This window comes from uncultured Veillonella sp., from assembly GCF_963522475.1.
In the GTDB taxonomy this organism is placed as follows: domain Bacteria; phylum Bacillota; class Negativicutes; order Veillonellales; family Veillonellaceae; genus Veillonella.
In genome coordinates this window covers 50,942-75,072 of record NZ_CAUQYW010000004.1, presented here as the reverse complement: position 1 = coordinate 75,072, position 24,131 = coordinate 50,942, and the positions used below count along the sequence as shown (strand labels likewise).

General features: G+C 35.5%; 21 protein-coding genes and 1 pseudogene. 20 read left to right on the top strand and 2 right to left on the bottom strand.

Going from position 1 to position 24,131, the window contains the following annotated elements; translation table 11 throughout:
* The first annotated feature begins 1 nt into the window (after position 1).
* The 18 genes and pseudogenes from RWP19_RS03605 to RWP19_RS03520 all read left to right on the top strand — a co-directional run bounded on the left by RWP19_RS03605 (position 2) and on the right by RWP19_RS03520 (position 19,279).
* Positions 2–814, top strand: a complete 813-nt coding sequence (locus RWP19_RS03605) for a class I SAM-dependent methyltransferase (RefSeq protein WP_314356505.1) — start codon at positions 2–4, stop codon at positions 812–814.
* A complete protein-coding gene (gene miaA, locus RWP19_RS03600) occupies positions 811–1,740 on the top strand; it encodes a tRNA (adenosine(37)-N6)-dimethylallyltransferase MiaA (RefSeq protein WP_314356504.1) in 930 nt (309 codons plus the stop codon). The genes RWP19_RS03605 and miaA overlap by 4 nt, the downstream gene beginning before the upstream one ends.
* Positions 1,737–2,975, top strand: a complete 1,239-nt coding sequence (locus RWP19_RS03595) for a methionine gamma-lyase family protein (protein ID WP_314356503.1) — start codon at positions 1,737–1,739, stop codon at positions 2,973–2,975. The genes miaA and RWP19_RS03595 overlap by 4 nt, the downstream gene beginning before the upstream one ends.
* 199 nt (positions 2,976–3,174) lie before the next feature.
* Complete coding sequence (gene mnmA, locus RWP19_RS03590) at positions 3,175–4,236, top strand: tRNA 2-thiouridine(34) synthase MnmA (protein WP_119206401.1); 1,062 nt, start codon at positions 3,175–3,177, stop codon at positions 4,234–4,236.
* A 38-nt stretch (positions 4,237–4,274) separates the two neighbouring features.
* Positions 4,275–6,074: a translation elongation factor 4 gene (lepA, locus tag RWP19_RS03585; protein ID WP_314356502.1), complete on the top strand. Its 1,800-nt coding sequence runs from the start codon at positions 4,275–4,277 to the stop codon at positions 6,072–6,074.
* A gap of 4 nt (positions 6,075–6,078) precedes the next feature.
* Positions 6,079–7,263, top strand: a complete 1,185-nt coding sequence (gene hemW, locus RWP19_RS03580; protein ID WP_314356501.1) for a radical SAM family heme chaperone HemW — start codon at positions 6,079–6,081, stop codon at positions 7,261–7,263.
* Positions 7,264–7,344: 81 nt separating this feature from the next.
* Positions 7,345–7,947: a nitrite/sulfite reductase gene (locus RWP19_RS03575; RefSeq protein ID WP_105094347.1), complete on the top strand. Its 603-nt coding sequence runs from the start codon at positions 7,345–7,347 to the stop codon at positions 7,945–7,947.
* Between the two features lie 397 nt (positions 7,948–8,344).
* A pseudogene (gene hrcA, locus RWP19_RS03570) lies at positions 8,345–9,374 on the top strand (heat-inducible transcriptional repressor HrcA).
* Positions 9,374–9,919 carry a nucleotide exchange factor GrpE gene (grpE, locus tag RWP19_RS03565; protein ID WP_119208672.1) on the top strand — a complete coding sequence of 182 codons (546 nt, stop codon included), beginning with the start codon at positions 9,374–9,376 and terminating at the stop codon, positions 9,917–9,919. The pseudogene hrcA and the gene grpE overlap by 1 nt, the downstream one beginning before the upstream one ends.
* Positions 9,920–9,947: 28 nt before the next feature.
* Positions 9,948–11,789, top strand: a complete 1,842-nt coding sequence (gene dnaK / locus RWP19_RS03560; RefSeq protein WP_314356499.1) for a molecular chaperone DnaK — start codon at positions 9,948–9,950, stop codon at positions 11,787–11,789.
* A 16-nt stretch (positions 11,790–11,805) separates the two neighbouring features.
* Positions 11,806–12,963 carry a molecular chaperone DnaJ gene (dnaJ, locus tag RWP19_RS03555; protein ID WP_105085588.1) on the top strand — a complete coding sequence of 386 codons (1,158 nt, stop codon included), beginning with the start codon at positions 11,806–11,808 and terminating at the stop codon, positions 12,961–12,963.
* Positions 12,964–13,018: 55 nt separating this feature from the next.
* Positions 13,019–13,882, top strand: coding sequence for a 50S ribosomal protein L11 methyltransferase (locus RWP19_RS03550; RefSeq protein ID WP_314356497.1), 864 nt, complete (start codon positions 13,019–13,021; stop codon positions 13,880–13,882).
* Positions 13,879–14,610 carry an RsmE family RNA methyltransferase gene (locus tag RWP19_RS03545; protein ID WP_314356495.1) on the top strand — a complete coding sequence of 244 codons (732 nt, stop codon included), beginning with the start codon at positions 13,879–13,881 and terminating at the stop codon, positions 14,608–14,610. Before RWP19_RS03550 ends, RWP19_RS03545 begins: the two co-directional genes overlap by 4 nt.
* Before the next feature lie 24 nt (positions 14,611–14,634).
* On the top strand, positions 14,635–15,930 hold the full coding sequence (gene mtaB, locus RWP19_RS03540) for a tRNA (N(6)-L-threonylcarbamoyladenosine(37)-C(2))-methylthiotransferase MtaB (RefSeq protein ID WP_314356493.1): 1,296 nt from the start codon (positions 14,635–14,637) through the stop codon (positions 15,928–15,930).
* Positions 15,931–15,941: 11 nt separating this feature from the next.
* A complete protein-coding gene (locus tag RWP19_RS03535) occupies positions 15,942–16,286 on the top strand; it encodes a histidine triad nucleotide-binding protein (protein WP_195185744.1) in 345 nt (114 codons plus the stop codon).
* Positions 16,287–16,443: 157 nt separating this feature from the next.
* Entirely contained in the window at positions 16,444–16,623 is a 180-nt protein-coding gene (gene rpsU, locus RWP19_RS03530) for a 30S ribosomal protein S21 (RefSeq protein ID WP_004695751.1), read from the top strand.
* A gap of 81 nt (positions 16,624–16,704) precedes the next feature.
* The gene (locus RWP19_RS03525) at positions 16,705–17,148 is read left to right on the top strand and encodes a GatB/YqeY domain-containing protein (RefSeq protein ID WP_295208677.1); all 444 of its coding nucleotides are present in this window, start codon (positions 16,705–16,707) and stop codon (positions 17,146–17,148) included.
* Positions 17,149–17,374: 226 nt separating this feature from the next.
* Positions 17,375–19,279: a glutamine synthetase gene (locus RWP19_RS03520; protein WP_314356491.1), complete on the top strand. Its 1,905-nt coding sequence runs from the start codon at positions 17,375–17,377 to the stop codon at positions 19,277–19,279.
* A gap of 87 nt (positions 19,280–19,366) precedes the next feature.
* On the opposite strand, the gene RWP19_RS03515 is transcribed toward RWP19_RS03520, so the two are convergent.
* Complete coding sequence (locus RWP19_RS03515; protein ID WP_295208672.1) at positions 19,367–19,762, bottom strand: phosphate-starvation-inducible protein PsiE; 396 nt, start codon at positions 19,760–19,762, stop codon at positions 19,367–19,369.
* 111 nt (positions 19,763–19,873) lie between these two features.
* On the bottom strand, positions 19,874–20,389 hold the full coding sequence (gene tpx, locus RWP19_RS03510) for a thiol peroxidase (RefSeq protein WP_295990333.1): 516 nt from the start codon (positions 20,387–20,389) through the stop codon (positions 19,874–19,876).
* 282 nt (positions 20,390–20,671) lie between these two features.
* Between tpx and RWP19_RS03505 the strand changes: the two genes are divergently transcribed.
* Together RWP19_RS03505 and RWP19_RS03500 are read left to right on the top strand one after the other, a co-directional pair.
* Positions 20,672–22,399 (top strand): ABC transporter ATP-binding protein, encoded by a 1,728-nt coding sequence (locus RWP19_RS03505; protein ID WP_314356489.1) that lies wholly within the window; start codon positions 20,672–20,674, stop codon positions 22,397–22,399.
* A complete protein-coding gene (locus tag RWP19_RS03500; RefSeq protein ID WP_314356487.1) occupies positions 22,386–24,131 on the top strand; it encodes an ABC transporter ATP-binding protein in 1,746 nt (581 codons plus the stop codon). Before RWP19_RS03505 ends, RWP19_RS03500 begins: the two co-directional genes overlap by 14 nt.

The following is a 24,131-nucleotide window of genomic DNA, read 5'->3' as shown; positions in this document are numbered from 1 at the left end:
TATGAATATACTAACCACATCTCAAAAATCTAATGAGGCCATTCAGGAGGAAGCCAAAGCACTGGCTTCCTCTATGCATATGATATATATTAAACGAGGTAAAACATCGATACCAGCCTTATTCGGTAAGTATCAATGCGAATATATTGCGGTTCTTGCTGGTTCAGGATTAACGATTCATTTCCCAGAAAATCAACAACATACCTTTCATTTGTCTATGGCTCAATTACGTATATTACGTTTACAACGCGGTGAAGGTGATCATCTAGTTAATGCGGTACAAGTCATATTAGATAAAAAAGGATTATCTAATAGAGATAGATTTACGTTTTTAGACTGTACAATTGGTCTTTGTAGTGACAGTATTGTAGTGAGTTATGGTTATCCACAGGCTCAAATAACTGGCCTAGAAGGGTCTTTACCTATATGGCTTGCCACTAGTCATGGTTTAGCTCATTATATTCATAGTGATGATAGTGTAACAAATGCATTGCGACGTATTAAAGTAAATCATGATACCTTTGAGCACTATTTACCAAACCTACCTGACAATAGTATTGATATTATTTATTTTGATCCTATGTTTGAAGTTCCTGTAGAGGAAAGTCCTCAATTCAAACCTCTTCGGGGACATACTGTGGAAAGTCATATAGATGATATAATTTTGTCACAGGCTATGCGTGTTGCCACGTATGGTGTTATTATTAAAGAACGACCATTTAGTTCGGTCTTTCAAAACTATCCACCGCATCAATGGGTGGGCGGAAAATATAGTCGTATAGGCTATGGTGTATATATGAAGGAGTTAATGTGAATCCCTTAATTACCATTGTTGGACCAACGGCAGTAGGCAAAACAGATCTTACCTTGGACTTAGCAGAACAGCTACATGCTGAGGTTATTTCTGGTGATGCTTACCAAGTATATAAACAACTCAATATTGGTACCGCTAAACCATCGGTGGATGAACTTAACCGTGTTAAACATCATCTTATCGATATATTAGAACCAAATGATTCATATTCAGTGTCTATTTTCCAAAATCAAGCTAAAGAGATAATTGGTAGACTAAATGACAGGAATATTCTACCTATTCTGTCTGGTGGTACTGGGTTATATGTTCAATCGTTATTAGAGAACTATAACTTTAATGATGTTAAGCCTGATGAAAGTTTACGATCAGAACTAGATGAGCTATTTAATACTAAAGGTATTGATGGATTACGAGAATATGCTTTCACATTAGGAAGAAAACATAATATAGAAATTCAATATAATGATAAGCATCGTTTGTTCCGAGCTATTGAAATATTGCATCATGGTGATGTAGATTCGTTACGTAATCAGACAAAAGATGGTGTATCTTATCAAGGGCCTGTTATTGGTCTTATGAGAGATCGTGATCAGTTATATGAACGCATTAATTTACGCGTTGATATGATGTTTGATGCAGGTTTGATTGAAGAAGTAGAAGAACTTGTTAAGTCTGGTGTAAATCCTGATTGCCAAGCCTTTAAGGGGATTGGTTATAAAGAGGTTGTAGACTATATAAATGGTACTATTAACCTTGATGAATGTAGAGATTTGATTAAGAAAAACACTCGTCATTTTGCAAAGCGCCAAATTACTTGGTATAAGCGCATGCCATATATTGAATGGATTCATATTGATAATAATACATCTAAAGATTTTATATTTAATAAAGCTATGGAATTAATTCGTAGAGAAGGATTAGCATGACATTAGAAGAAATACGTAGTAAAGCCCTTGAGATGGCTGAACCTGAATTTAAAAAGTTTGAACCTATTGCGTTAGCCAATACTAAAAAAGTACTAGAAGCATTTAAAGAGTGCCAAGTATCTGATTATCATTTTACAGGTACTACTGGTTATGGTTATAACGATGTGGGCCGCGAGAAGTTAGATGAAGTATTCGCCTATGTATTTAAAGGTGAAAAGGCTATTGTTCGTCCTCATTTCGTATCTGGCACTCATGCATTAGCAACAACTCTTATTGCATTAATGGGTAATGGATCTAAGGGTACTGAGTTTATCTATGCAGTAGGGGCTCCTTACGACACGATGCAATCTGTTATCGGTGCATCTCGTGAGGTCCGTGGATCTCTCGTAGAAAAGGGGTTTACCTACACTGAGGTGCCTTTAAAAGATAATACGTATGATGTAGAAGCCATCGCTAATGCTGTTAATGACAATACGCGAGTAGTAGTGATTCAACGCTCTCGTGGTTATAGTACACGTGAACCGTTATCTATTGCAGATATTAAGATTATTGTAGATGCTGTAAAAGCTAAAAACTCGAATACTATTTGTTTTGTAGATAATTGTTATGGTGAATTTACAGAACTGCAAGAACCTTTAGAAGCTGGTGCAGATATTATGGCTGGTTCGCTCATTAAAAATGCAGGGGGCGGTTTAGCACCAACAGGTGGCTATATCGTAGGTCGTGAAGACTTAGTTGAAGATGCAGCGTATCAACTAACTGCTCCAGGACTTGGTGATCATATGGGCTCTTATGCGCCTGGTTACCGTTTATTCTTCCAAGGCTTGTTTATGGCTCCTCATGTAGTATTACAAGCTCTTAAAGGGGCTGTATATACAGCTGCAGTAGGTGAATTGTTAGGATATGATGTCTTCCCTAAGGTAAATGCTGATCGCTATGATTTAATTCAAGCTATTAATCTAAAAAATGGAGAAGAAATGGAGCACTTCTGTGTAGGTATGCAAGCATATTCTCCCGTAGACGCTCACGTACATCCTATTCCTGGTGATATGCCTGGGTACGAAGATAAAATCATCATGGCCGGTGGTACCTTTGTTCAAGGCTCTTCTATTGAATTAAGTGCAGATGGTCCTGTTCGTTCTCCGTATACGATTTTCATGCAAGGTGGACTTGTATTTGAACATTCTATGCTAGGTATTTTAGGTGCTGCAGAAGAATTACTAAAACATAGATAATAAAAAGGATCTCTTTCTTTTAATGAAAGGGATTCTTTTTATTTCAAATCTTTTCAATATACCTAATTCTAGGCTATAATATAAGTTGCTATAATTTCATAGCAATACTACTCGGACTTTTACACCGAACTAGTGTTTTACACGTCAGGCTTTCACCCTGATTAGTTTTATGATCAAGAGATCATTAAAAGGAGAAAGTATGGAAAAAGTTATCGCTGTAGCTATGAGTGGCGGCGTAGATAGTTCTTTAACTGCTGCAATGCTACTAAAACAAGGCTATAAAGTATTTGGTATTACCCTATGGTTGTGGGTGAGTGGTACACCTTATGATTCAGTGCCTCTTGCTGTAACAGATGCTAAGAAGATGTGTGATTTTCTTGGTATTGAGCATCATGTTATTGATGCTCGTGATGTATTCTACGATAATGTAGTAGATTATTTTGTAAAAGAATATGCCTATGGTCGTACACCAAATCCTTGTGTATTCTGTAATAAAAATATCAAATTTGATTTGATGCTCAATCGAGCCCTTGAACTTGGTGCAACACATATGGTTACTGGCCATTATGCACAGGTTAATTATAATGAAGAAACAGGTTTATATGAATTACATAAAGGCGTTGATCCTACCAAAGACCAAAGTTATGTTATGTACAATATGAACCAACGCATTTTGAGTCACCTCATGTTCCCACTAGGTGGCCAATGTAAGACTGAAACACGTAAATTAGCTGCTGAATATGATTTGCCAGTAGCTAAAAAACCAGATAGTGTAGATATTTGCTTCTTGCCTCATGGGAACTATCAAAAGCTTGTAGTAGAAGAAATGAAAGATAAACCAAAGTCTGGTAATATCGTTACTGAAGATGGTGAGGTATTAGGTAAGCATAATGGTTTATTTAACTACACTATAGGTCAACGTAAGGGGCTTGGGATTGCATATAAGCATCCATTATATGTAATTGGTTTTAATGGTGAACGCAATGAAGTCATTGTAGGTCCTAATGATCGACTTTTTACGAATCGTATGATTTGTAAGTTCTATAATTTCCTGGATGATACAATTCATAAAGAATTAAAAGCAGAAGGTAAAATTCGCTATGCAGCAAATCCTTCACCTTGTACTGCACGTATCTTAGATGATGATACGATGGAAGTTATCTTCGAAGAACCACAACGGGCTATTACACCAGGTCAGTCCGTAGCCTTTTATAATGGCACTCAACTATTAGGAGGTGCTGTTATCGATCGCGTATGTTAGAAAGGAGAATACAAGTTCCTTGAACTTGTTTACATAGTATGTCAACGAAAAAGATTAGAAACTTCTGTATTATAGCTCATATTGACCATGGTAAATCTACCATTGCCGACAGATTAATTGAATATACTGGCACATTACAAAAACGAGAAATGGAAGCGCAAGTTCTAGACTCCATGGATTTGGAACGAGAACGCGGTATTACTATTAAGGCGCAATCTGTTCGAATTTTGTATAAAGCACAAGATGGAGAAGAGTATACTTTAAACCTTATCGATACTCCTGGCCATGTGGATTTCAGCTATGAAGTATCTCGTTCTCTTGCAGCTTGTGAAGGTGCATTACTGGTAGTAGATGCTGCACAAGGTGTAGAGGCTCAAACGTTGGCGAATGTATATCTCGCTTTAGAACATGATCTTGAAATTATTCCCGTCATCAATAAAATAGATTTGCCTTCTGCCGATCCTGATCGGGTTAAACATGAAATTGAAGATATCATTGGTTTAGACGCATCAGAAGCAGTATTATGTTCTGCTAAATCTGGTATTGGTATTCCTGATATTTTGGAAGCCATCGTAAATAAAGTTCCATCTCCACCAGATAAATCTCATGAACCTACACGAGCACTAATCTTTGATAGTCGTTTTGATGCCTATAAAGGTGCTATTGCGTACGTTCGTGTAAAAGAAGGGTCTATAAAGGCTAAAGATACGATTCGTATGATGCACGACAAAAAGGATTTTGATGTAACAGAGCTCGGTATCTTTACACCAAATCTTGTGCCTGTTCAGGAATTACCATGTGGTTCTGTAGGATGTATTGCGGCAAGTATTAAGAATGTAGCAGACTGTCACGTAGGTGATACGGTAACATTAGCTGATAATCCTGCACCAGAACCATTACCAGGCTATCGCAAAGCCGTATCCATGGTATATTGTGGCTTGTATCCAACAGATTCTAAAGACTATGAAAATCTTCGTGATGCATTAGAAAAGTTACAGCTTAATGATGCTGCTTTAGAATATGAAGCTGAAACATCTTTAGCATTGGGTTTTGGTTTCCGTTGTGGCTTCCTTGGTCTGTTACATATGGATGTAATTCAAGAACGATTAGAGCGTGAATATAACTTATCCCTTATTACAACAGCTCCATCTGTAAACTACAAGGTTTATAAGACGAATGGGGAAATGTTTGAAGTGGATAACCCTGCTAAATTACCACCACCTACTGAAATCGATTACATTGAAGAACCATATGTTAAAGCTACTACAATTGTGCCTAAAGACTTTGTTGGTACTATTATGGAGTTATCCCAAGATAAACGTGGTGAATATCAATCCATGGAATATTTGGATGAAACACGTGTATCGGTTGTGTATCACTTGCCTTTGAGTGAAATTATTTACGACTACTTTGATAAATTGAAATCTGCTACCAAGGGTTATGCATCTCTTGACTATGAGTTAATTGGGTATAAACAATCTCCAATGGTTAAGATGGATATTCTATTAAATGGTGATCCTGTGGATGCATTGTCTATTATCGTACATAAGGACCGTGCTGCTGCACGTGGTCGTGCGTTAGCTGAAAAATTAAAAGAATTGATTCCTCGTCAAATGTTTGAAATTCCAATTCAAGCAGCGGTGGGCACGAAAATTGTGGCTCGTGAAACCGTAAAGGCTTGGCGTAAAGACGTTTTAGCAAAATGTTATGGTGGCGATATCTCTCGTAAACGTAAACTCTTAGAAAAACAAAAAGCCGGTAAGAAACGCATGAAATCAGTGGGCTCTGTAGAGATTCCACAAGAAGCATTCATGGCTATTCTCAAGGTTGAGGACTAATATAATGAAAACAGATTTTAATGCTTTGAATCTGTCTACACTTGGGGATATGGGCTTGTATGTCCATATCCCTTTTTGTAAACAGAAATGTATGTACTGTGATTTTCCTGCCTATCAAAATTTACAAGATTATTACGAAACCTATGTATATGCATTAGTACAAGAAATGGATCTCTGGGCCTCGGAACATCCAGAATCCACATCTAAATCGATTGATACAATTTACTTTGGTGGCGGTACACCTACAGAATTATCGTTTCAACAGCTACAGATGATTATTGATAAAATAAAAAGTACATTTACCATCAGTGAAAACTGTCATATGACAATCGAGTCCAATCCTGGTGAAGTTGATCTAGATTACTTAACTAAATTAGTTATACTGGGCTTTAATCGCATTAGTTTTGGTGTTCAAACCTTTGATGATAAGGCGCTTACCATGCTACATCGTAGTCATAATGGAGAAAAGGCTAAACAAGCTGTATATGATGCTAAAGAGGCAGGTTTTACAGATATTAATATTGATTTGATTTATGGTTTGCCACGACAAACTTTAGACGATATTCAACATAATTTAAATATCTTGAAAGACTTACCAATTAATCATATTTCTACGTATGGTTTGCAAGTTGAGGAAGGCACATATTTATATCATTTAGTTAAAAAGAACCTCATTTCTATTCCTAGTGAAAGCATTGATGAATCCATGTATGACACGATGATGGAAGGTTTAAAAGAACTAGGTTTTGAACGATATGAAATCTCCAATTTCGCTAAGGATAATTCTTATAGTCGTCATAATTTAAAATATTGGCACTATGTAGACTATTTAGGCTTTGGTGCAGGTGCGCATTCCTTCTATGATGGAGTTCGTCGTAGTAACAACCGCAATGTAATGCCTTATATACAGTCCGTTGATCGATATATTATGCCCACTATCGATACAGAGACGATTACTGTAGAGCGGTCTCAAGAAGACTTTTGTTTCTTAGCACTTCGTACTAAATGGGGACTTAATGAGTTACAGTTTGAAAATAGATTTGGTATATCTGTTCATGATTTATTTGGTACTGCCATAAAAGATTTAGTTGCTAAAGGTCTATTGGAGTATCAAAATGGTAGTTATCATTTAACCTTTGAAGGTGCCAAGCATGGGAATTATGTTTTTAGTCAATTTATTGCTGAGTAATTTCTCACAGTTTCTCAAAATCTAATATGTTAGTATAAATAGGATGATGATGAATAAGCATGCTAGATTTGAGGAGGAACGATGAAGACATCTGTAATATTACACGGTTTACATAATGAATTTACATTAGATCAAATGAAAGCATGCATAGAACTGGCTGAAAAATATGGTGGATCCTTCCGTCATGTTGTAACAGGTATTCAAATTACAGGTATAGAAAAAGATGATAAAGAACAGCTTATCTCTGAACTGCCTGAAGGGGTAACTACTGTTATTCATAGAGGTGTTAATTCCTTAATCGCCTGTGTAGGTAAAGGTTATTGTAAAAATGGCCAAATGGAAACTAAAGAATTGGCTGATTATGTAGAGAGAAAACATTACGGCCGCAAAACATCTCACAAGTGTAAAATCGGCATTAGTGGCTGTGGTCGAAATTGTCCAGATGCAATGGTAAAAGATATTGCCTTTATTGGTACATCCCAAGGTTTTATGCTGGCTGTTGGAGGTAATACGGGCATGAGACCAGAGGCTGGTAAAATTTTGGCCAGAAAGCTTACTGTTGAGCAATCCAAAAAAGCTGTAGATATCTTAGTAGATTGGTATGCGGAACATGGAGAGCCCCGTGAGCGTATGGGAAAACTATTAGAACGACTAGGTAATCCATTAGAAGGTGTAGAACTATAAGTTGCTATTTTTTAAGTGCTAATTGTTTTATAGATTCTTAATCTGTGTGTTTATCTAGAGAGTCATTTGTTTTTTCTGGATTTTAGTAACAATAAAATTATTACATATATAAACACTTATACTGTTTTATGGGTTTAATAATAAAAATTTTATTAGACTATCATATTCTACATTTAGATTTTATGATATGACATAAATGTAGATAGTATAAGTGTTTTTTTATTATTACACTTTGATTTTTTGACTAATTAATTAAAAATATTCAATTGTCTTTTTGACTAAATAGATATTATTTGGCTTTTTAAGGATTTTTTCGCTTGACAATTTTTTCAAATGTGATAATATTATACATGCGATTAGCACTCAAAGTTTATGAGTGCTAACAAGAGGTGTCATTATGGATGAAAGAAAACAGCGCATCTTGCGAGCCATAATTGAGGACTACGTTAAATCTGCTGAACCGGTAGGTTCTAGGACGATTGCAAAGAATTATAATCTTGGTATTAGTCCAGCAACAGTAAGAAATGAAATGTCCGATTTAGAGGAGTTAGGCTATTTGGAGCAACCTCATACATCGGCGGGACGTATTCCTTCAGCTAAAGGCTATCGCTTATATGTTGACTCTATGTTGTGTCGACAACCTGTTCCATTACAGGATGCTGAAAAAATTGAAATGTTATGGAAACATTCCAATGGATCGACGAGTGAACTTTTCTTAAACATGGCTAAATTATTATCACAAGTTAGCCATAGCATGAGTTTATTCTTAGCTCCAGCCCATGATAGAGCATTAATTAAATACATTCATGTATTGCCGCTCGATTCACATCAAGCTGTCATGGTTGTCATTACTGAAACTGGTGCTCTTGATAATGAATTAATGTACTTTAGTGAAGGTGTTTCGCCTGATATATTACAAAGTTTAGCTATACAATTTAGCAATGCTTTACAGAATATAAGTATTGGTCATGTAACGGCTGAAGCATTAGGAACACTTTTGATTCATATGGAAGGTCCCCAAGGGATTCTGATGATCCTTTCAGAAACATTATTACGAGCAATTAATAAACGTAAGTTGTTCTATTCTGTAGGTACCACAGAGTTGTTAAATCAACCAGAGTTTAAGTCTGTTGAAAAGGTACAACCCTTGCTTTCATTAGTGGAAGAACAAAATCAATTGGGACAACTATTAAAAGATGATTCACCTACACCTGTAAAGGTAAAGATTGGCAATGAAAATGATACCGAAGCACTTCAATCAATGAGTGTGGTACAAGCTGATTTTACAAATCAAGATCAGCCTATCGGTACTCTTGCTATTCTTGGTCCAACACGAATGGAGTATGGTCGTATTATTGGTATGTTGTCTCATATGAAACATATGATGGAATCTATGGTAAAAGAACAAAAATAGAAAGGGCATATAATGGCTGAAGAACAAGACATTAAACAAGAAACAGTGGACGAAACAGTGGAAGCTACGAATGTAGAGGAACCAACTGTTGAGGAAGCTGAAGAAGTTGTGGCAGATGCAGCTCAAGTATTAGAGGAGCTCAAAGCAGACTTTGATAATCGCTATAAGCGTTTACAAGCGGATTTCGATAACTTCAAACGTCGTACTAATCAAGAAAAAGAGCAACTTGCAGGATATGTTAAAGGGGATGTACTTACAGATTTACTTCCTGTATTAGATAACTTTGAACGAGCTGTTCAAAGTCCAGTAGAAGGTGATGCAAAGGTATTCCTTGATGGATTTATCATGATTCATCAAAACTTGATGGCTATGTTATCTAAACACGGTTTAGCCGTTATCGATGCGGTGGGCAAACCATTTGATCCAAATTTCCATCAAGCGATTATGCGAGTGCCGTCAGATGAATATGAATCTGATACGGTATGTGAAGTATTGCAAACTGGCTATACTGTTGATGGTCGTTGTATTCGTCCAGCAATGGTAAAAGTTGTTGAATAGATTATAAAGGTTTTAGGAGGCATATATTATGGCAAAGGTAATTGGTATTGATTTAGGTACTACAAACTCTTGTGTTGCGGTTATGGAAGGCGGCGAACCTACGGTTATCACTAACCAAGAAGGCGCTCGTACAACTCCTTCCGTTGTTGGTTTTGCAAAAAATGGCGAACGTTTAGTTGGTCAATTGGCTAAACGTCAAGCTGTATCTAACCCTGAGAACACAATCATTTCTATTAAACGTCACATGGGTACAGACTACAAAGTAACTGTAGAAGGTAAGTCTTATACTCCTCAAGAAATTTCTGCCATGATTCTTCAAAAAATCAAAGCTGATGCAGAAGCATATTTGGGTGAACCTGTTAAACAAGCAGTTATCACAGTTCCTGCATACTTTACAGATGCTCAACGTCAAGCTACTAAAGACGCTGGTTCTATTGCAGGCCTTGAAGTACTTCGTATCATCAACGAACCTACAGCAGCTGCTCTTGCATATGGCGTAGATAAAGATGAAGATGGTAAAGTTCTTGTATTTGACCTTGGTGGTGGTACATTCGACGTATCCATTCTTGAACTTGGCGATGGCGTATTCGAAGTATTAGCAACATCTGGTAATAACCATCTTGGTGGTGATGACTTCGACCAACGTATCATGAACTATCTTATCGAAGAGTTCAAAAAAGAAACAGGTATCGATTTATCCAATGATAAATTAGCTGATCAACGTTTAAAAGAAGCTGCTGAAAAAGCAAAAATTGAATTGTCTGGCGTGGCTAGCACAAATATTAACTTGCCATTCATTACAGCTGATGCTACTGGTCCTAAACACTTGGATGTAACATTGACTCGTGCTAAATTCGAAGAGTTAACTGCTGATTTGGTACAAGCTACAATTGAACCTACTCGTAAAGCTATGAACGATGCTGGTTTATCTGCATCCGATATCGATAAAGTATTGTTAGTTGGTGGTTCTAGCCGTATCCCAGCTGTACAAGAAGCTATTAAAAAAGTATTGGGTAAAGAACCAACTAAAAACGTTAACCCAGATGAATGTGTAGCTATCGGTGCTGCTATTCAAGGTGGTGTATTAGTAGGTGAAGTTAAAGATGTATTGTTACTTGACGTAACTCCATTGTCTCTTGGTATCGAAACAATGGGCGGTGTATTTACTCGTATCATTGATCGTAACACTACAATTCCTACATCTAAATCTCAAGTATTCTCCACTGCAGCAGATAACCAACCATCTGTAGATATTCATGTATTACAAGGTGAACGTGAGTTCGCAGCAGATAATAAAACATTGGGTCGCTTTAACTTGGATGGTATTCCAGCAGCTCCTCGTGGGGTCCCTCAAATCGAAGTAACATTCGACATCGATGCTAACGGTATCGTACATGTAAAAGCAAAAGACTTGGGTACTCAAAAAGAACAAAAAATTACAATCACTTCTTCTAGTGGATTAAAAGAAGACGAAATCGATCGCATGGTTAAAGAAGCTGAAGCACATGCAGCAGAAGATAAAGCTAGAAAAGAAGAATTAGATGTTAAAAATAATGCAGATTCCTTGGTATACCAAGCTGAAAAAGCATTGAAAGAACTTGATGGTAAAGGCGACACAGCTTTGTTGAAAGAAGTTGAAGAAGCAAAAGATAAATTGAAAAAATCTATCGAAGCAGGTAACATCGAAGATATCAAAAAAGACAGTGAAGCTTTGGAACAACCATTACATAAATTAGCTGAACAAATGTATGCAGCAGCACAACAAGCTCAACAAGCAGCTGGTGGTGCAGAACAAGGTCAACAACAAACAAAAGCTGACGACAATGTAGTTGATGCTGATTACACAGTAGTGGATGACGATAAGAAATAAGAAGGGTTGGTAACTAATGGCACGTGATTATTATGACATCTTAGGGGTCAGTAAAAATGCCTCTCAAGATGAAATCAAAAAGGCCTTCCGTAAAAAGGCACGCCAATACCATCCAGATGTAAATAAAGATAATCCAAAGGAAGCGGAAGCAAAGTTTAAAGAAGCTAACGAAGCTTACGAAGTATTGTCTGATGAAACTAAAAAAGCTCAATATGACCAATTCGGCCACGACGCTTTCAAACAAGGAGGCGGCGCTGGCGCCGGTGGCTTCCAAGGTGGCTTTGGCGGTTTCGGTGGTCAAGCTGGGGGCTTTGGTGATATCTTTGGCGATATTTTCGGTGGAATGTTTGGCGGTGGACGCCAACAACAAGGCCCTCAAAAAGGTAATGACTTGCGCGAAGATATCGATATTTCCTTTGAAGATGCGGCCTTTGGTAAATCTATGGAAATAGAAGTGCATCGTCATGAAGAATGTGATCATTGTCATGGTACTGGTGGTGAACCAGGATCTCGTGTCGATACTTGTCCAAATTGTCATGGTTCTGGTCAAGAAGCGGTTATTCAAAATACTCCATTTGGACGTATGCAGTCCGTTCGCACTTGTTCTCGCTGTCATGGTACTGGTAAAAGTATTGAAAAACCTTGTTCTAAATGCCGTGGTACAGGTGAAATGCTTGCAAAACGCAAGATTTCTATTAAAATTCCAGCAGGTGTAGATAGTGGTTCTCGCTTACGCGTTGCTAATGAAGGTGAACCAGGTATTTTAGGTGGCCCTAAAGGCGATCTTTATGTATATATTTTTGTTCGTCCTCATAAGGAATTTGAACGAAATGGTAATGACGTTATTAGCCGTGTAAATATTAGCTTTGCTCAAGCTGCATTAGGTGCGACTATACAAGTTAACACCTTAGATGGTAAAGTAGAGTTAAAGATTCCGGAAGGTACTCAAACGGGAACGGCATTCCGCGTAAAGGGCAAAGGTATTCCATATTTGCGTAACCCTAAACAACGAGGGGACCAACATATTGTGGTAACTGTCCAAACGCCTAAGAAGTTGACAGATACTCAACGTGAATTGTTATTACGCTTTGCAAATGAAAGTAACGAAGATGTAAATAACTTACAAGTGAGCAAAAGTCTTTTTGAAAAAATTAAGGACGTTTTGACTAAATGAACAGCTCATGTGAAGGAATGGTTTGTTCCGTCACATTCCCTATAAAGGAGCATATATGCAGTGGATAGAAGTATCCATTGTCTGTGAAAGAGTAGCCACCGATGAGGTGACTACTCTTTTTGACGATTATGCAGACAATGGAATTATAGAAGAAGATGTAGAAAATCATCCAAATTTAATTAAATTTACTATGTATGCAGATCCATCATTGGACTCTAATACAATTAAGTTAGACTTAGAAAATCGTCTTACAGAAGCAAATATTAGTGTCACATCCGTTGATACAAATATATTAGATGAATCTACATGGCTTAATTCTTGGCAGCAATATATTGAACCTACAGAAATTTTACCTAATTTGATTATTAAACCTGCTTGGCAAGAATATGATAACGTCGACAATAAAACGATTATAGAAATTGATTCCGATATTTCCTTTGGTACTGGCTCTCATGATACAACGCGTACATGTGCCGAACTATTGAAATCTTATAGTGAATCCATGGATCTTAATCAAGTTACTTGTTTAGATATTGGTACAGGAACGGGTATTCTCTTATTGGTAGCAGCACATTTAGGGATCAAGCATTTGGTTGGGATTGATATTGAGGAATATGCTGCCAATCAAGCTCATATTAACTGTGATAATAATCATGTATCTGCAGAGATTATTTGTGGTAATTTGGATAGTGTTTTTAATGGTACTGCCCAATTAATTTTAGCTAACTTAACAGTGGATCCACTTAAAATACTACTACCTCAAATTGGTAAAAAACTAGAGGATAAGGGGATTTTAATTATAAGTGGCATTATAGATGATCGGTATGATGAGATTATGCCATATATTGAGGCAAATTGGCATATTATTGAGGAGCGCATTGCAGGGCCTTGGCATACATTTGCGCTAGAAAAGCGATGAAAAAGATTTTTATTCCTACACCATTAGATGAAAGAATAGAATTACCGAAAGATGTGACGCATCATGTGTTACATGTATTTCGTCATAATATGGAGAAACCCATTACTGTAACAGGCAGTGATAATCGATGTGGTACATATCAAATTACAGAAGAAGTAGATGGTAAAGCTCAAGCTAAACTTATTGAATATTTAGATTCAAACGTATCATCATATCGTACTATTCTTGTTCAATCTTTATTAAAAGGTGAAAAACTAGAGTGGGTATTACAGAAGGCCACAGAATTAAATGTAGATACCATTTATCTTGTATCTACCGCCAATTGTGTTACTAAATATGATAACAAGAAATTACAAACAAAAGCTACTCGCTGGGAAAAAATCATGCTAGAAGCAGCTCAACAGTGTGGTCGTAATCAACTGCCAACGCTTGTAGTAGGTGAAACGCTTTCACAAGTATTAGCAATCGAAGCTGATACATTAAAATTGGTAGCCTATGAAAATGAAGATGGTCATACTATTAAGAATGCACTACAATCAGTACAAAATAATCAAACTATAACTGATATTCTTATCTGTATTGGTCCAGAGGGGGGCTATCAAGAGAAGGAAATCAATGCTATCATAGATAGTGGTGGCAAATCAGTATCGCTAGGCAATACTATTTTGCGTGCTGAAACAGCCGCTATTGGATCATTAGCAATGATTCAGTATGAATTAGAACTTTAAATTAAACAAGAATAGAGAGGTGCAATGAAAACCGTTGCTTTTACAACCTTGGGCTGCCGTGTTAATCAGTATGACACTGATGCCATGAAAGGTTTATTTCTACAAAATAATTACGAAGCTGTAGACTTCGATGAAAAAGCTGATATATATGTTATTAATACATGTTCTGTTACGAATATGGGGGAAAAGAAATCCCGTCAATTGATTCGTAAGGCAAAGCGTCAAAATGAAAAGGCTTATGTTATTGTAACTGGTTGTTATGCTCAACTTGATCCAGATGCGATTGCTGCTATCGATGGTGTTAATCTTGTTATCGGTACAAATAATCGCTCTAAAATTGTTGAGCTAGTAGAACAATTAGAATCTACAGAACGTCAAATCAATGCTGTACGGGATATCATGAATGAGTCTAACTTTGAAGAAATGCCATTATATGGCAATGAGTCTGATAAAGCTCGTGCTTTCATGAAAATTCAAGAAGGCTGTAATAACTATTGCGCCTTTTGTATCATTCCTTATACTCGAGGAAAATTGAAATCTCGTAAAGTGGATGATATTGTACAAGAAGCGAAACGCTTAGTAGAACATGGATTCCACGAAATCGTATTAACAGGTATACATTTAGGAAATTACGGTGTAGAATTACCAGGTCGCCCTACATTGGCCGATGTAGTAAAAGCCTTGTTAGAAATACCTAATTTATACCGTATTCGTTTCGGCTCTATTGAATCAGTAGAGGTTTCTGATGAGTTAGTAGAATTAATGGCTACTAATAAACGTGTATGTCCACACTTGCATTTACCGCTACAAGCTGGTTCTGATCACGTTTTAAAGTTGATGAAACGCCACTATACATTACAAGAATATAAAGACTTGATTGCAAGTTTACGTTCTCGTATTAAAGATTTATCAATTACAACTGATATTATTGCAGGTTTCCCTCAAGAAACAGATGAAGACTTTGAAGAAACATTAAATACAGTACGCGAAATTGGATTTACCCATATTCATGCCTTCCCATACTCTATTCGTGAGGGTACACCTGCAGCTACTATGACTGATCAAGTACCAGAAGCCGTTAAAAAAACTCGTGTAGCACTTTTGAATGGTCTTAGCCAATCTGGTTATGAAGCATACGCAAAATCTCGCATTGGTAAGCCTGGTGAGATTCTCATCGAAAAAGAAGAGAATGGATACTATATGGGCTTAACAAATGAGTATGTAAATGGTAAAGTTAAATCTGATGGGGTACATAATATTGGTGATCTTATCGGAGGCACTGTTGTAGGTTTAGAAGATAATTATTTAATTATTGAATAAGGAGTTATCGTATGAGTGACTGCATTTTCTGTAAAATTATTAATGGTGAAATTCCATCTAAAAAAGTATTAGAAAACGATAAATTTTATGCATTTTATGATATTGAACCAGTGAAAAAAGTACATGTTCTTATTGTGCCAAAAAATCACGTAGCTAACATTGCTCATCTTACTGAAAAAAATGAAGACTATGTAGAAGGTTTATTGCCATTTGTACGTGATGTAGCAAAAGAACTAGGTATTTCTAAAGATGGTTATCGTTTGATCTTTAATACTGGCGCAAAAGCAGGTCAAACGGTATTCCATATGCATGCACATCTTTTAGGTGGCGAAGAAATGGGCTGGCCAGAAGCTTAAAATTGAGTATAATATATTCTTTTCATAATACTTATTAAAATTCCTATAAAATATACCGGAAAATATTGACAACATCTATACCTATACATATAATATTATATGTGCGTATGTAAATTATCAGCACTTCCCGAGATTATTTTTGGAGGGAGGGATATAGATGTCTGAAATCAAAGTCGGTAAAAACGAAACGCTTGAAAGTGCTCTTCGTCGATTCAAACGCTCCTGCCAAAAAGCGGGTGTTTTGTCTGAAGTAAGAAAACGCGAACACTACGAAAAACCAAGCGTAAAAAGAAAGAAAAAATCTGAAGCAGCAAGAAAACGCAAATTCAGAGCATAAGATGATTACCCTAATTCTGCCTTTTCATGGCTTCATGAAATCCAGAATTAGGGTTTCTTTATATATAAAATAGGAGGAACTATGAGCTTAAAAGATCAATTAAAAGAAGATATGAAAGCTGCTATGAAAGCGCGTGAAGAAGGTAAAACGGCTCTATCTGTAATTCGAATGGTTAATAGTGCTATTAAGAATACAGAAATTAATGATAAAGTGGAGCTTGATGATAATGGTATTCTTGGTATATTGGCGAAAGAAATGAAAACTCGTCAAGATTCTTTAACTGAGTTTGAAAAAGCAGGCCGTGAAGATTTAGTAACACATGTTAAAGAGGAAATGGCAGTTTTACAAAAATATATGCCTGCACAATTAACAGAAGACGAAATTCGTACAGTTGTAAAAGAAGCGATTGCTGCATGTGGCGATGCTGTAAATATGGGGAATGTTATGAAACATGTAATGCCAAAAACTAAAGGTCGTGCTGATGGTAAGGTAGTAAATAACATCGTGAAAGAATTACTTAGTTAATAGTTTTATAAGTACTAAGTATTATATAAGATTGATATGCACATATAATTTTATATAAAATTTTAAGAGATTAATGAAATTCTATAGAAAGTTATTGACACATATTTTTAACATATGATACTATGAATTCAACAAAATAATTAGTCAATGAAGACTCCGCAATAGATATATGAATACATATGTCTATTTGTTGGAGTCTTTTTTATAAGTTTTAGGAGGAACTCAAATGTCTACTACTAATGAATTATTGTATTACATCCCTGCAGGCCAATATGGTAAAGAAGGTGTCCTAGCGTTACTAGAACAACATCCAGAAATTAAATTCGTATCTCTTGTAGGTATCGATTTAGCAGGTAATGATACAGACGAAAAAATTCCTATGTCTGCATTTTTTGATGATTATGAAGCATTCTTTGAAGGTCGTGCAGTACAAACTGACGGTTCCTCTGTAGTACTTACAAACATCGCCACTTTGAACAATGCGCGCGTTGATATGTGGGGTGACCCAAGTGTAAACTGGTTCGTTGATTATAACTATGAAAACATCGATGAAGAAACAGGTTTACCAACTGGTACACTTCGTATTCCTGCATTCTTGATGCATAACTACCGTTATGTTGACTCTCGTTCTATCTTAAAAAATAGTTGTGATTATGTTCGCACAGAACTATTATCCTTGATTAAAGAACATGGTCTACCTGGTATGCCTCATGTGAAAGCTGATGACGTTGTAGATATTATCTTTACATCTGCTACAGAATTGGAATTCTGGGTAAAAACTCCATCTAGAACAGTTACTAAAAAAGAATTGTCCGTATCTCAAAAATTACAAGAACAATACTGGCAACGTACTCATGGTACAGTTCGTACTGCATTAGAACAAGCAGTAGAACGTCTTGATCAATATGGTATGGAAGCAGAAATGGGCCATAAAGAAGTAGGTGGCGTTAAAGCTAAACTTGATGAAGATGGTCATGAAGCAGTTGTATTAGAACAATTAGAAATCGACTGGAAATTCTCTGGCAACCCATTACAAACAGCAGATAATGAATTACAAGCTCGTATTATCGTTCGTGAAGTGTTCCGTGAAAATGGTCTTGATGTAACATTCAATGCAAAACCTATTATTGGCGTAGCTGGTTCTGGTGAACATACACACTTTGGTGTTATGGCTAAATTAAAATCTGGTAAACTTGTAAACTTGTTTAGCCCAGAAGATATGCGTAAAGAATCTGCTAGCTCCTTGGGTATTGGTGCTATCATGGGGCTATTAAAACATTATGAAGCAATCAATCCATTTATCAGTTCTACAACAGACTCCTTAAATCGTTTAAAACCAGGTTTTGAAGCTCCAGTATGTATCGTTACATCTTTAGGTACTGATCCTTCCGAACCTAGTCGTAACCGTACAATCCTTTGTGGTTTGATTCGAGATATCGATAATCCTATGGCTACACGTTACGAATTGCGTTCTCCAAACCCTTATACAAATACATATACTGCATTGGCATTGATTTTTATCTCTGCATTTGATGGTATGAAATATGCTATTACATCTGGTAAAACACAAGCTCAATTGGAAGCAGAACTTTCCAAAGATGTTGGTGAACCAGCTGATTACCTTGCTACAAACCGTGCTTATCGTTCTGAAAAAGATGTATTTGAAGATTTCACTCAAGAAGAACGTAATCAAATGTTTGGCATAGCACCTGCGACCGTTTGGGAAAATATTAAAGGTTATCAAAACCATCCTGAATTAGTAGAAACCTTGGCACAAGGTAATGCGTTTGCTAAGGACTTAATGGATTCCTTCATTGCTTCCATCTTGAAACGTTGGAAACTTGTTTTAGCAAACCGCTTAATTCCTAACAACCTTGAAACTGTACGTAAAATGGTTGCTATTCATACAGATAGCCGCAATAGCGTAGATGATAAACGTTTTGCAGAAGTTAACGACTTACGTTTCTATCTTGCTAAAGATAGTGAAGATCGTAAATCTTTATTTACTCGTTTAATTGATGCACTTAATGCTGGTGAATATGACTTAGCATCTCAACTACAAATTGAAATGAATGATAAAATGGAAGAATTAGAAACTAAATATGCTAACTATAGCAAAAATATTTTCTAATACTTTTAATTTTACTAATATAAATGGCCTCTACTACAGTAGAGGCCATTTATCATTTTAATATATTTAAATTTAATTATTTAAAAATTATTCGTTATGTCCAATAAACTTTTCTACTAATACTAAACTGCATACAAGCACAAAAATAGCAAGAGACCAAATTAAATTATCAAATGCAGATTCATGGTCAATAATTAGAAGTCTTACAATTGCTGTAATCCCAATATACAAAAAGAAATCAAGAGGAAAGTGGAAGTTATTTTTAAAGTATTTTACGATGAGTGCAATAAATTCAAAGTATAGGAAGAAAGTAATTAATTCTTCTATTAATAAAGAGTATGTACTATAACCATGAATATTAGCCCACGTAACATAGCCAAGGCTAATTAATGTATTGATAAGAGCAATACAAAGTGCAATGCCTACACCTACAAGCGCTATATTTTTTATAGCTAATAATAGTTTAGAAATACGAAGCCACATATATTATTCACCTACAATAAAAATCTAAATACTCTATCACATAAAAAAGACCGTACACCGTACGGTCTTTTTTTAATTACAACATAATATAATCAAGAGGACATCTACAAATTAGATATCAGCTTTAATTGCTTCTAATGCAGCATCGAAGTTAACAGCTTGTGTTACTTCAGGTACGTATTCAACATAAGTTACTTTATCTTCTTTGTTGATTACTACTACGCCACGAGTTAAAAGACGAAGTTCTTCAATCAAGAAACCATAGTTTTCACCGAAGGAAGCATCTTTGTGGTCAGATAATGTAATCACTTTATCTACACCTGCAGCACCACACCAACGTTTTTGAGCGAAAGGCAAGTCCATAGAAATTGTTAATACTACTACATCATCAGAAAGTGCTGTTGCATCTTGGTTGAACCAACGAGTTTGAGCGTCGCAAACGCCTGTATCAAGGGAAGGAACAACAGAGATAACCTTAACCTTACCTTCAAAATCTTTTAATGTTTTAGCTTGTAAGTCGTTGCTTAAAACTGTGAAGTTAGGAGCTTGTTGACCCACTTTAATTTCTGGACCTACCAAAGTGATAGGGCCACCTGCAAATGTTACTACGCCAGTACGTTTTTCCATGTTGTATTCCTCCTAAGAGTTTTAATTCTAATGTTCGTAAGGATACGTTTTGTATCTATGCATAGTATAACATTTACATTACCATAAGTAAACTAAAAAATTCGATATAGTGTTTTTAAGGAAATAAATAGTATATTATTGGCTTCATAATCAAGAAAATATCTTATAACTACATTATATACGTATAGGTGTATTAAGATATATGAAAAAAATGTGTATACTATAAGGAGTATATTTAAATAATGATAATCCTGTAATATAGAAATTTAACTGAGAGGTCCTATGAAACCTATAGAGCTATTTATGCAGTTTTTCCGCCGAGAAGGCTGGGTGTATGCCATCGGATTAACTATGCTAATTGCTATTGATATAGCATTTTTATTTGTTCCACAATTAATTGGTAATGCCATCGATACACTAAGTCACAATAAAGAGGGCTTAGTCAATTATATTATTTACTTTATTTTATTATTTATTATTATAACAATTCTAAAAGTTATTTCGCGACGCACCTTACTTGGTTCCATCCGTCGTATGGAGTACCTTTTTCGTGAAATTTTGTGTAGAAAAGCATTACAAATAAAAACAACATACTATGAGGCAAATGGACCTGGTAAAGTTATGGCGTTGATGACAAATGATGTTACATCTCTTCGTGTAGCGTTAGGTTTAGGTGTAATGATCGTGGTAGACATTATATTTTATTCCATTGTAGGTTCTATTATTTTAATACAAAAAATAGATGGTCTATTAGCTTTTAAAATCATGACACCTGTATTCTTCATCATTGTTGCAATATTTGTGTTGGGCAGAAAATTACGTGCTAAACAGCGTAGTGCTCAAGCTACTTATAGTGATATGACAGAATTTGGGCAAGAATTATTCCAAGGTATAGATGTAATTAGAGCCTTTAATCGAGAACGTATTATTTCTGACTCTTTTGAAAAAATAAATAAATTGAACTATAAAAAAAATATGGATGTAGCTTTATTAGATTCTATACTAACACCGTTAACGAGAATTGCTCCTTTTATTTGTATTAGTATCAGTATTTTTATATGTGGTCACCTAGCTGTAGATGGTCAAATGTCTATAGGTGAATTTGTAACTATCAACTCATTCATTATGCTAATCGTAGGACCTTTAATTGGCTTTGGTGGACTCATTTCGATTGTACAAAAAGGCTTGGCATCTTTAGATCGTATTACCGATTTCTTACGACTACCAATAGAGTCAATTGATGACTCAACTGAAGTATTACCACTTGAGGATATTAATATACGATATTTAGATTTCAATTATGAAAATTCTAAAGGTCATGCATTATCTCGAGTATGTACAACAATTCCTAAAGGCTCTTTTATTGGCATTGTTGGTAAACCTGGATCTGGTAAAAGTACGCTCTTTAAACTACTTATTGGACTACAAGAGAGTCCTGCGAAGGCTATTTATTTTGGAAATCAAGACATATCAGATATACCGATATCTAAACTTCGAAATTCAATCGCTTATGTACCTACTCAATCTTACTTGTTGAGCACCACAATTGAAGATAATATTAAATTTGGTAAAGATTTACCTATGCATGAATCTGTAGAGGTAGCGGCTAAAAAGGCTGACTTATATAGAGATTTAGGTGCCCTTTTACATAATGATTTACATAACCTTGCAGAAGAAGGGCATGACTTATCTGGTGGTCAAAAGCAACGTATTAATATGGCTCGAGGCTTTTACAAAAATGCACCATATCTATTATTAGATGATTGTTTCTCTGCGTTAGATGCAGTAACGGTTAACACTATTTTAGACACATTACATACGGTAAATGAGCAAACTATATTATGTATTTCACAACGATTAGAGGTTATAGAAAAAGCGGATAAAATTATTGTCTTTGATGAAGGTCATATAGTTGAAGAAGGTATACATGAAGAGTTATTAAATCGAAACGGTTTATATAAAACACTCTATGATGCACAGAAAGGAGAGGCGCACAATGAAAAAGCATAATGTTAAAAATGATTGGGCTCTATTCTCCTATATAACTGCATATATTAAACCCTATTTAGGCATCTTATTATTAGCAACAATTGCTCTGGCTGGAAATCTCGTACTACTGTTATGTAGACCATATCTTACAAAACAAGTTATCGATCTTGGTTTTGCTACAAATGATATTCATGTCATTGAATATTATGCTGTTTTATATGGTCTCACTATCATTGGTAGCGTGTGTTTTATTTTTATAGAAAATTACTTTTTAAAAAGTTTTGGTCAAAAGATTATCTATAATATTCGCCATATTGTGTTTAAAAAGATTCTACATAAACCACATGATGAATTTTATAAATTACCTATTGGTAATTGGGTAACACGTATTACTAATGATGTAGAGTCATTGCGCACCTTATATACTGATGTACTATTAAATTTAGCTAGTAGTGGGTTAATGATTATTGGTATATTAGCCTTTATGTATGCCATTAATATACCATTAGCTATTATTATGACAATTTTAGTACCTATCATGGGTAGTATTATTTGGGTGTATCAAAAATTTTCTAGAAAAGCATTTCGTCAAGTAAGACGTTCTGTAGCAGCCTCAAATGCGAGTATTAAAGAATTACTAAATTATATTGTTATTGTAAAATCCTACGGTGGAGAAAAGGCTATAGAAGGTAGATATGATACTGTTAACAAAGGTTTTTTAGAGGCGGGTCTTTTTGAAGTAACCACATTTTCTATTTTTAGACCACTCGTAGATGGATTATTCTTTGTTGCTTTAATTGTTATATTTACTACTACAAATTTAATTGATTCTGTAGCTGATGCAGGTACAGTATTCGCTTTCATTCAATATATGGATCGATTCTTTCAACCATTAAAGGAAATTGCAGATAAATATAATTCCTTGCAAAGTGCATTAGCTGGTGCAGAACGGTTGGTTCCATTATTAGAAGAAAAAGATAGGAATATGGCTGATGAAGTTCCACAGGAATTAATTCCTGTAGAAACAATCGATTTTAAACATGTTTGGTTTTCCTATGACAATAACGATATCTATGCATTAGAAGACTTTACGTTACATATTACGTCTGGAGACTTTATTGGCATTGTAGGGCCATCTGGAAGTGGTAAGTCAACACTATTATCTTTATTAATGGGAATTTATAAGCCTACAAATGGTACTATCTATATTAATGGAATTGATATAGCAAAATATGATAGCTCTGTACTCCGTCACTTAATGGGCTATGTATTCCAACAGGCTTTCCTATTTAAAGGTTCTATTAAAGATAATCTTACGCTTTTTGATACCTCTATATCTCATGATGACATGGTGAAAGCTGCAAAACAAGTAAATTTAGATACTATAATTGACCAATTACCTGAAGGTTATAATACATCAGTAGGGTACTTAGGTTCATTATTATCAGATGGTCAAAAACAGTTATTGGCAATTGGTCGTACATTGATAAGAAATATGCCTATTCTATTATTAGATGAAGCTACTGCTAATATTGATAGCCATACAGAAAAACAAATACAAGCCAGTATTGAAACTATTCGAGGTAGTAAAACGATTATAAGCATAGCTCACCGGTTATCTACAGTTCAAGAAGCTGATAAAATTGTTTATATTGAATATGGTAAAATAAAAGAGAAAGGTTCTTTCCAAGAGTTAATTGAGTTAAAAGGAGCCTTTTACAATTTATGGATTCGTCAAAAAAGTGGGAGCTAA

What these genes read in the sequence shown, in the direction of transcription:
- RWP19_RS03525 (WP_295208677.1), top strand. Translation starts at nt 16,705, where the DNA reads ATGAGCTTAAAAGATCAATTAAAAGAAGATATGAAAGCTGCTATGAAA.
- RWP19_RS03605 (WP_314356505.1), top strand. Translation starts at nt 2, where the DNA reads ATGAATATACTAACCACATCTCAAAAATCTAATGAGGCCATTCAGGAG.
- RWP19_RS03500 (WP_314356487.1), top strand. Translation starts at nt 22,386, where the DNA reads ATGAAAAAGCATAATGTTAAAAATGATTGGGCTCTATTCTCCTATATA.
- dnaK (WP_314356499.1), top strand. Translation starts at nt 9,948, where the DNA reads ATGGCAAAGGTAATTGGTATTGATTTAGGTACTACAAACTCTTGTGTT.
- tpx (WP_295990333.1), bottom strand. Translation starts at nt 20,389, where the DNA reads ATGGAAAAACGTACTGGCGTAGTAACATTTGCAGGTGGCCCTATCACT.
- RWP19_RS03550 (WP_314356497.1), top strand. Translation starts at nt 13,019, where the DNA reads ATGCAGTGGATAGAAGTATCCATTGTCTGTGAAAGAGTAGCCACCGAT.
- RWP19_RS03515 (WP_295208672.1), bottom strand. Translation starts at nt 19,762, where the DNA reads ATGTGGCTTCGTATTTCTAAACTATTATTAGCTATAAAAAATATAGCG.
- RWP19_RS03520 (WP_314356491.1), top strand. Translation starts at nt 17,375, where the DNA reads ATGTCTACTACTAATGAATTATTGTATTACATCCCTGCAGGCCAATAT.
- RWP19_RS03535 (WP_195185744.1), top strand. Translation starts at nt 15,942, where the DNA reads ATGAGTGACTGCATTTTCTGTAAAATTATTAATGGTGAAATTCCATCT.
- lepA (WP_314356502.1), top strand. Translation starts at nt 4,275, where the DNA reads ATGTCAACGAAAAAGATTAGAAACTTCTGTATTATAGCTCATATTGAC.
- rpsU (WP_004695751.1), top strand. Translation starts at nt 16,444, where the DNA reads ATGTCTGAAATCAAAGTCGGTAAAAACGAAACGCTTGAAAGTGCTCTT.
- hemW (WP_314356501.1), top strand. Translation starts at nt 6,079, where the DNA reads ATGAAAACAGATTTTAATGCTTTGAATCTGTCTACACTTGGGGATATG.
- RWP19_RS03545 (WP_314356495.1), top strand. Translation starts at nt 13,879, where the DNA reads ATGAAAAAGATTTTTATTCCTACACCATTAGATGAAAGAATAGAATTA.
- mtaB (WP_314356493.1), top strand. Translation starts at nt 14,635, where the DNA reads ATGAAAACCGTTGCTTTTACAACCTTGGGCTGCCGTGTTAATCAGTAT.
- RWP19_RS03575 (WP_105094347.1), top strand. Translation starts at nt 7,345, where the DNA reads ATGAAGACATCTGTAATATTACACGGTTTACATAATGAATTTACATTA.
- RWP19_RS03505 (WP_314356489.1), top strand. Translation starts at nt 20,672, where the DNA reads ATGAAACCTATAGAGCTATTTATGCAGTTTTTCCGCCGAGAAGGCTGG.
- grpE (WP_119208672.1), top strand. Translation starts at nt 9,374, where the DNA reads ATGGCTGAAGAACAAGACATTAAACAAGAAACAGTGGACGAAACAGTG.
- mnmA (WP_119206401.1), top strand. Translation starts at nt 3,175, where the DNA reads ATGGAAAAAGTTATCGCTGTAGCTATGAGTGGCGGCGTAGATAGTTCT.
- RWP19_RS03595 (WP_314356503.1), top strand. Translation starts at nt 1,737, where the DNA reads ATGACATTAGAAGAAATACGTAGTAAAGCCCTTGAGATGGCTGAACCT.
- dnaJ (WP_105085588.1), top strand. Translation starts at nt 11,806, where the DNA reads ATGGCACGTGATTATTATGACATCTTAGGGGTCAGTAAAAATGCCTCT.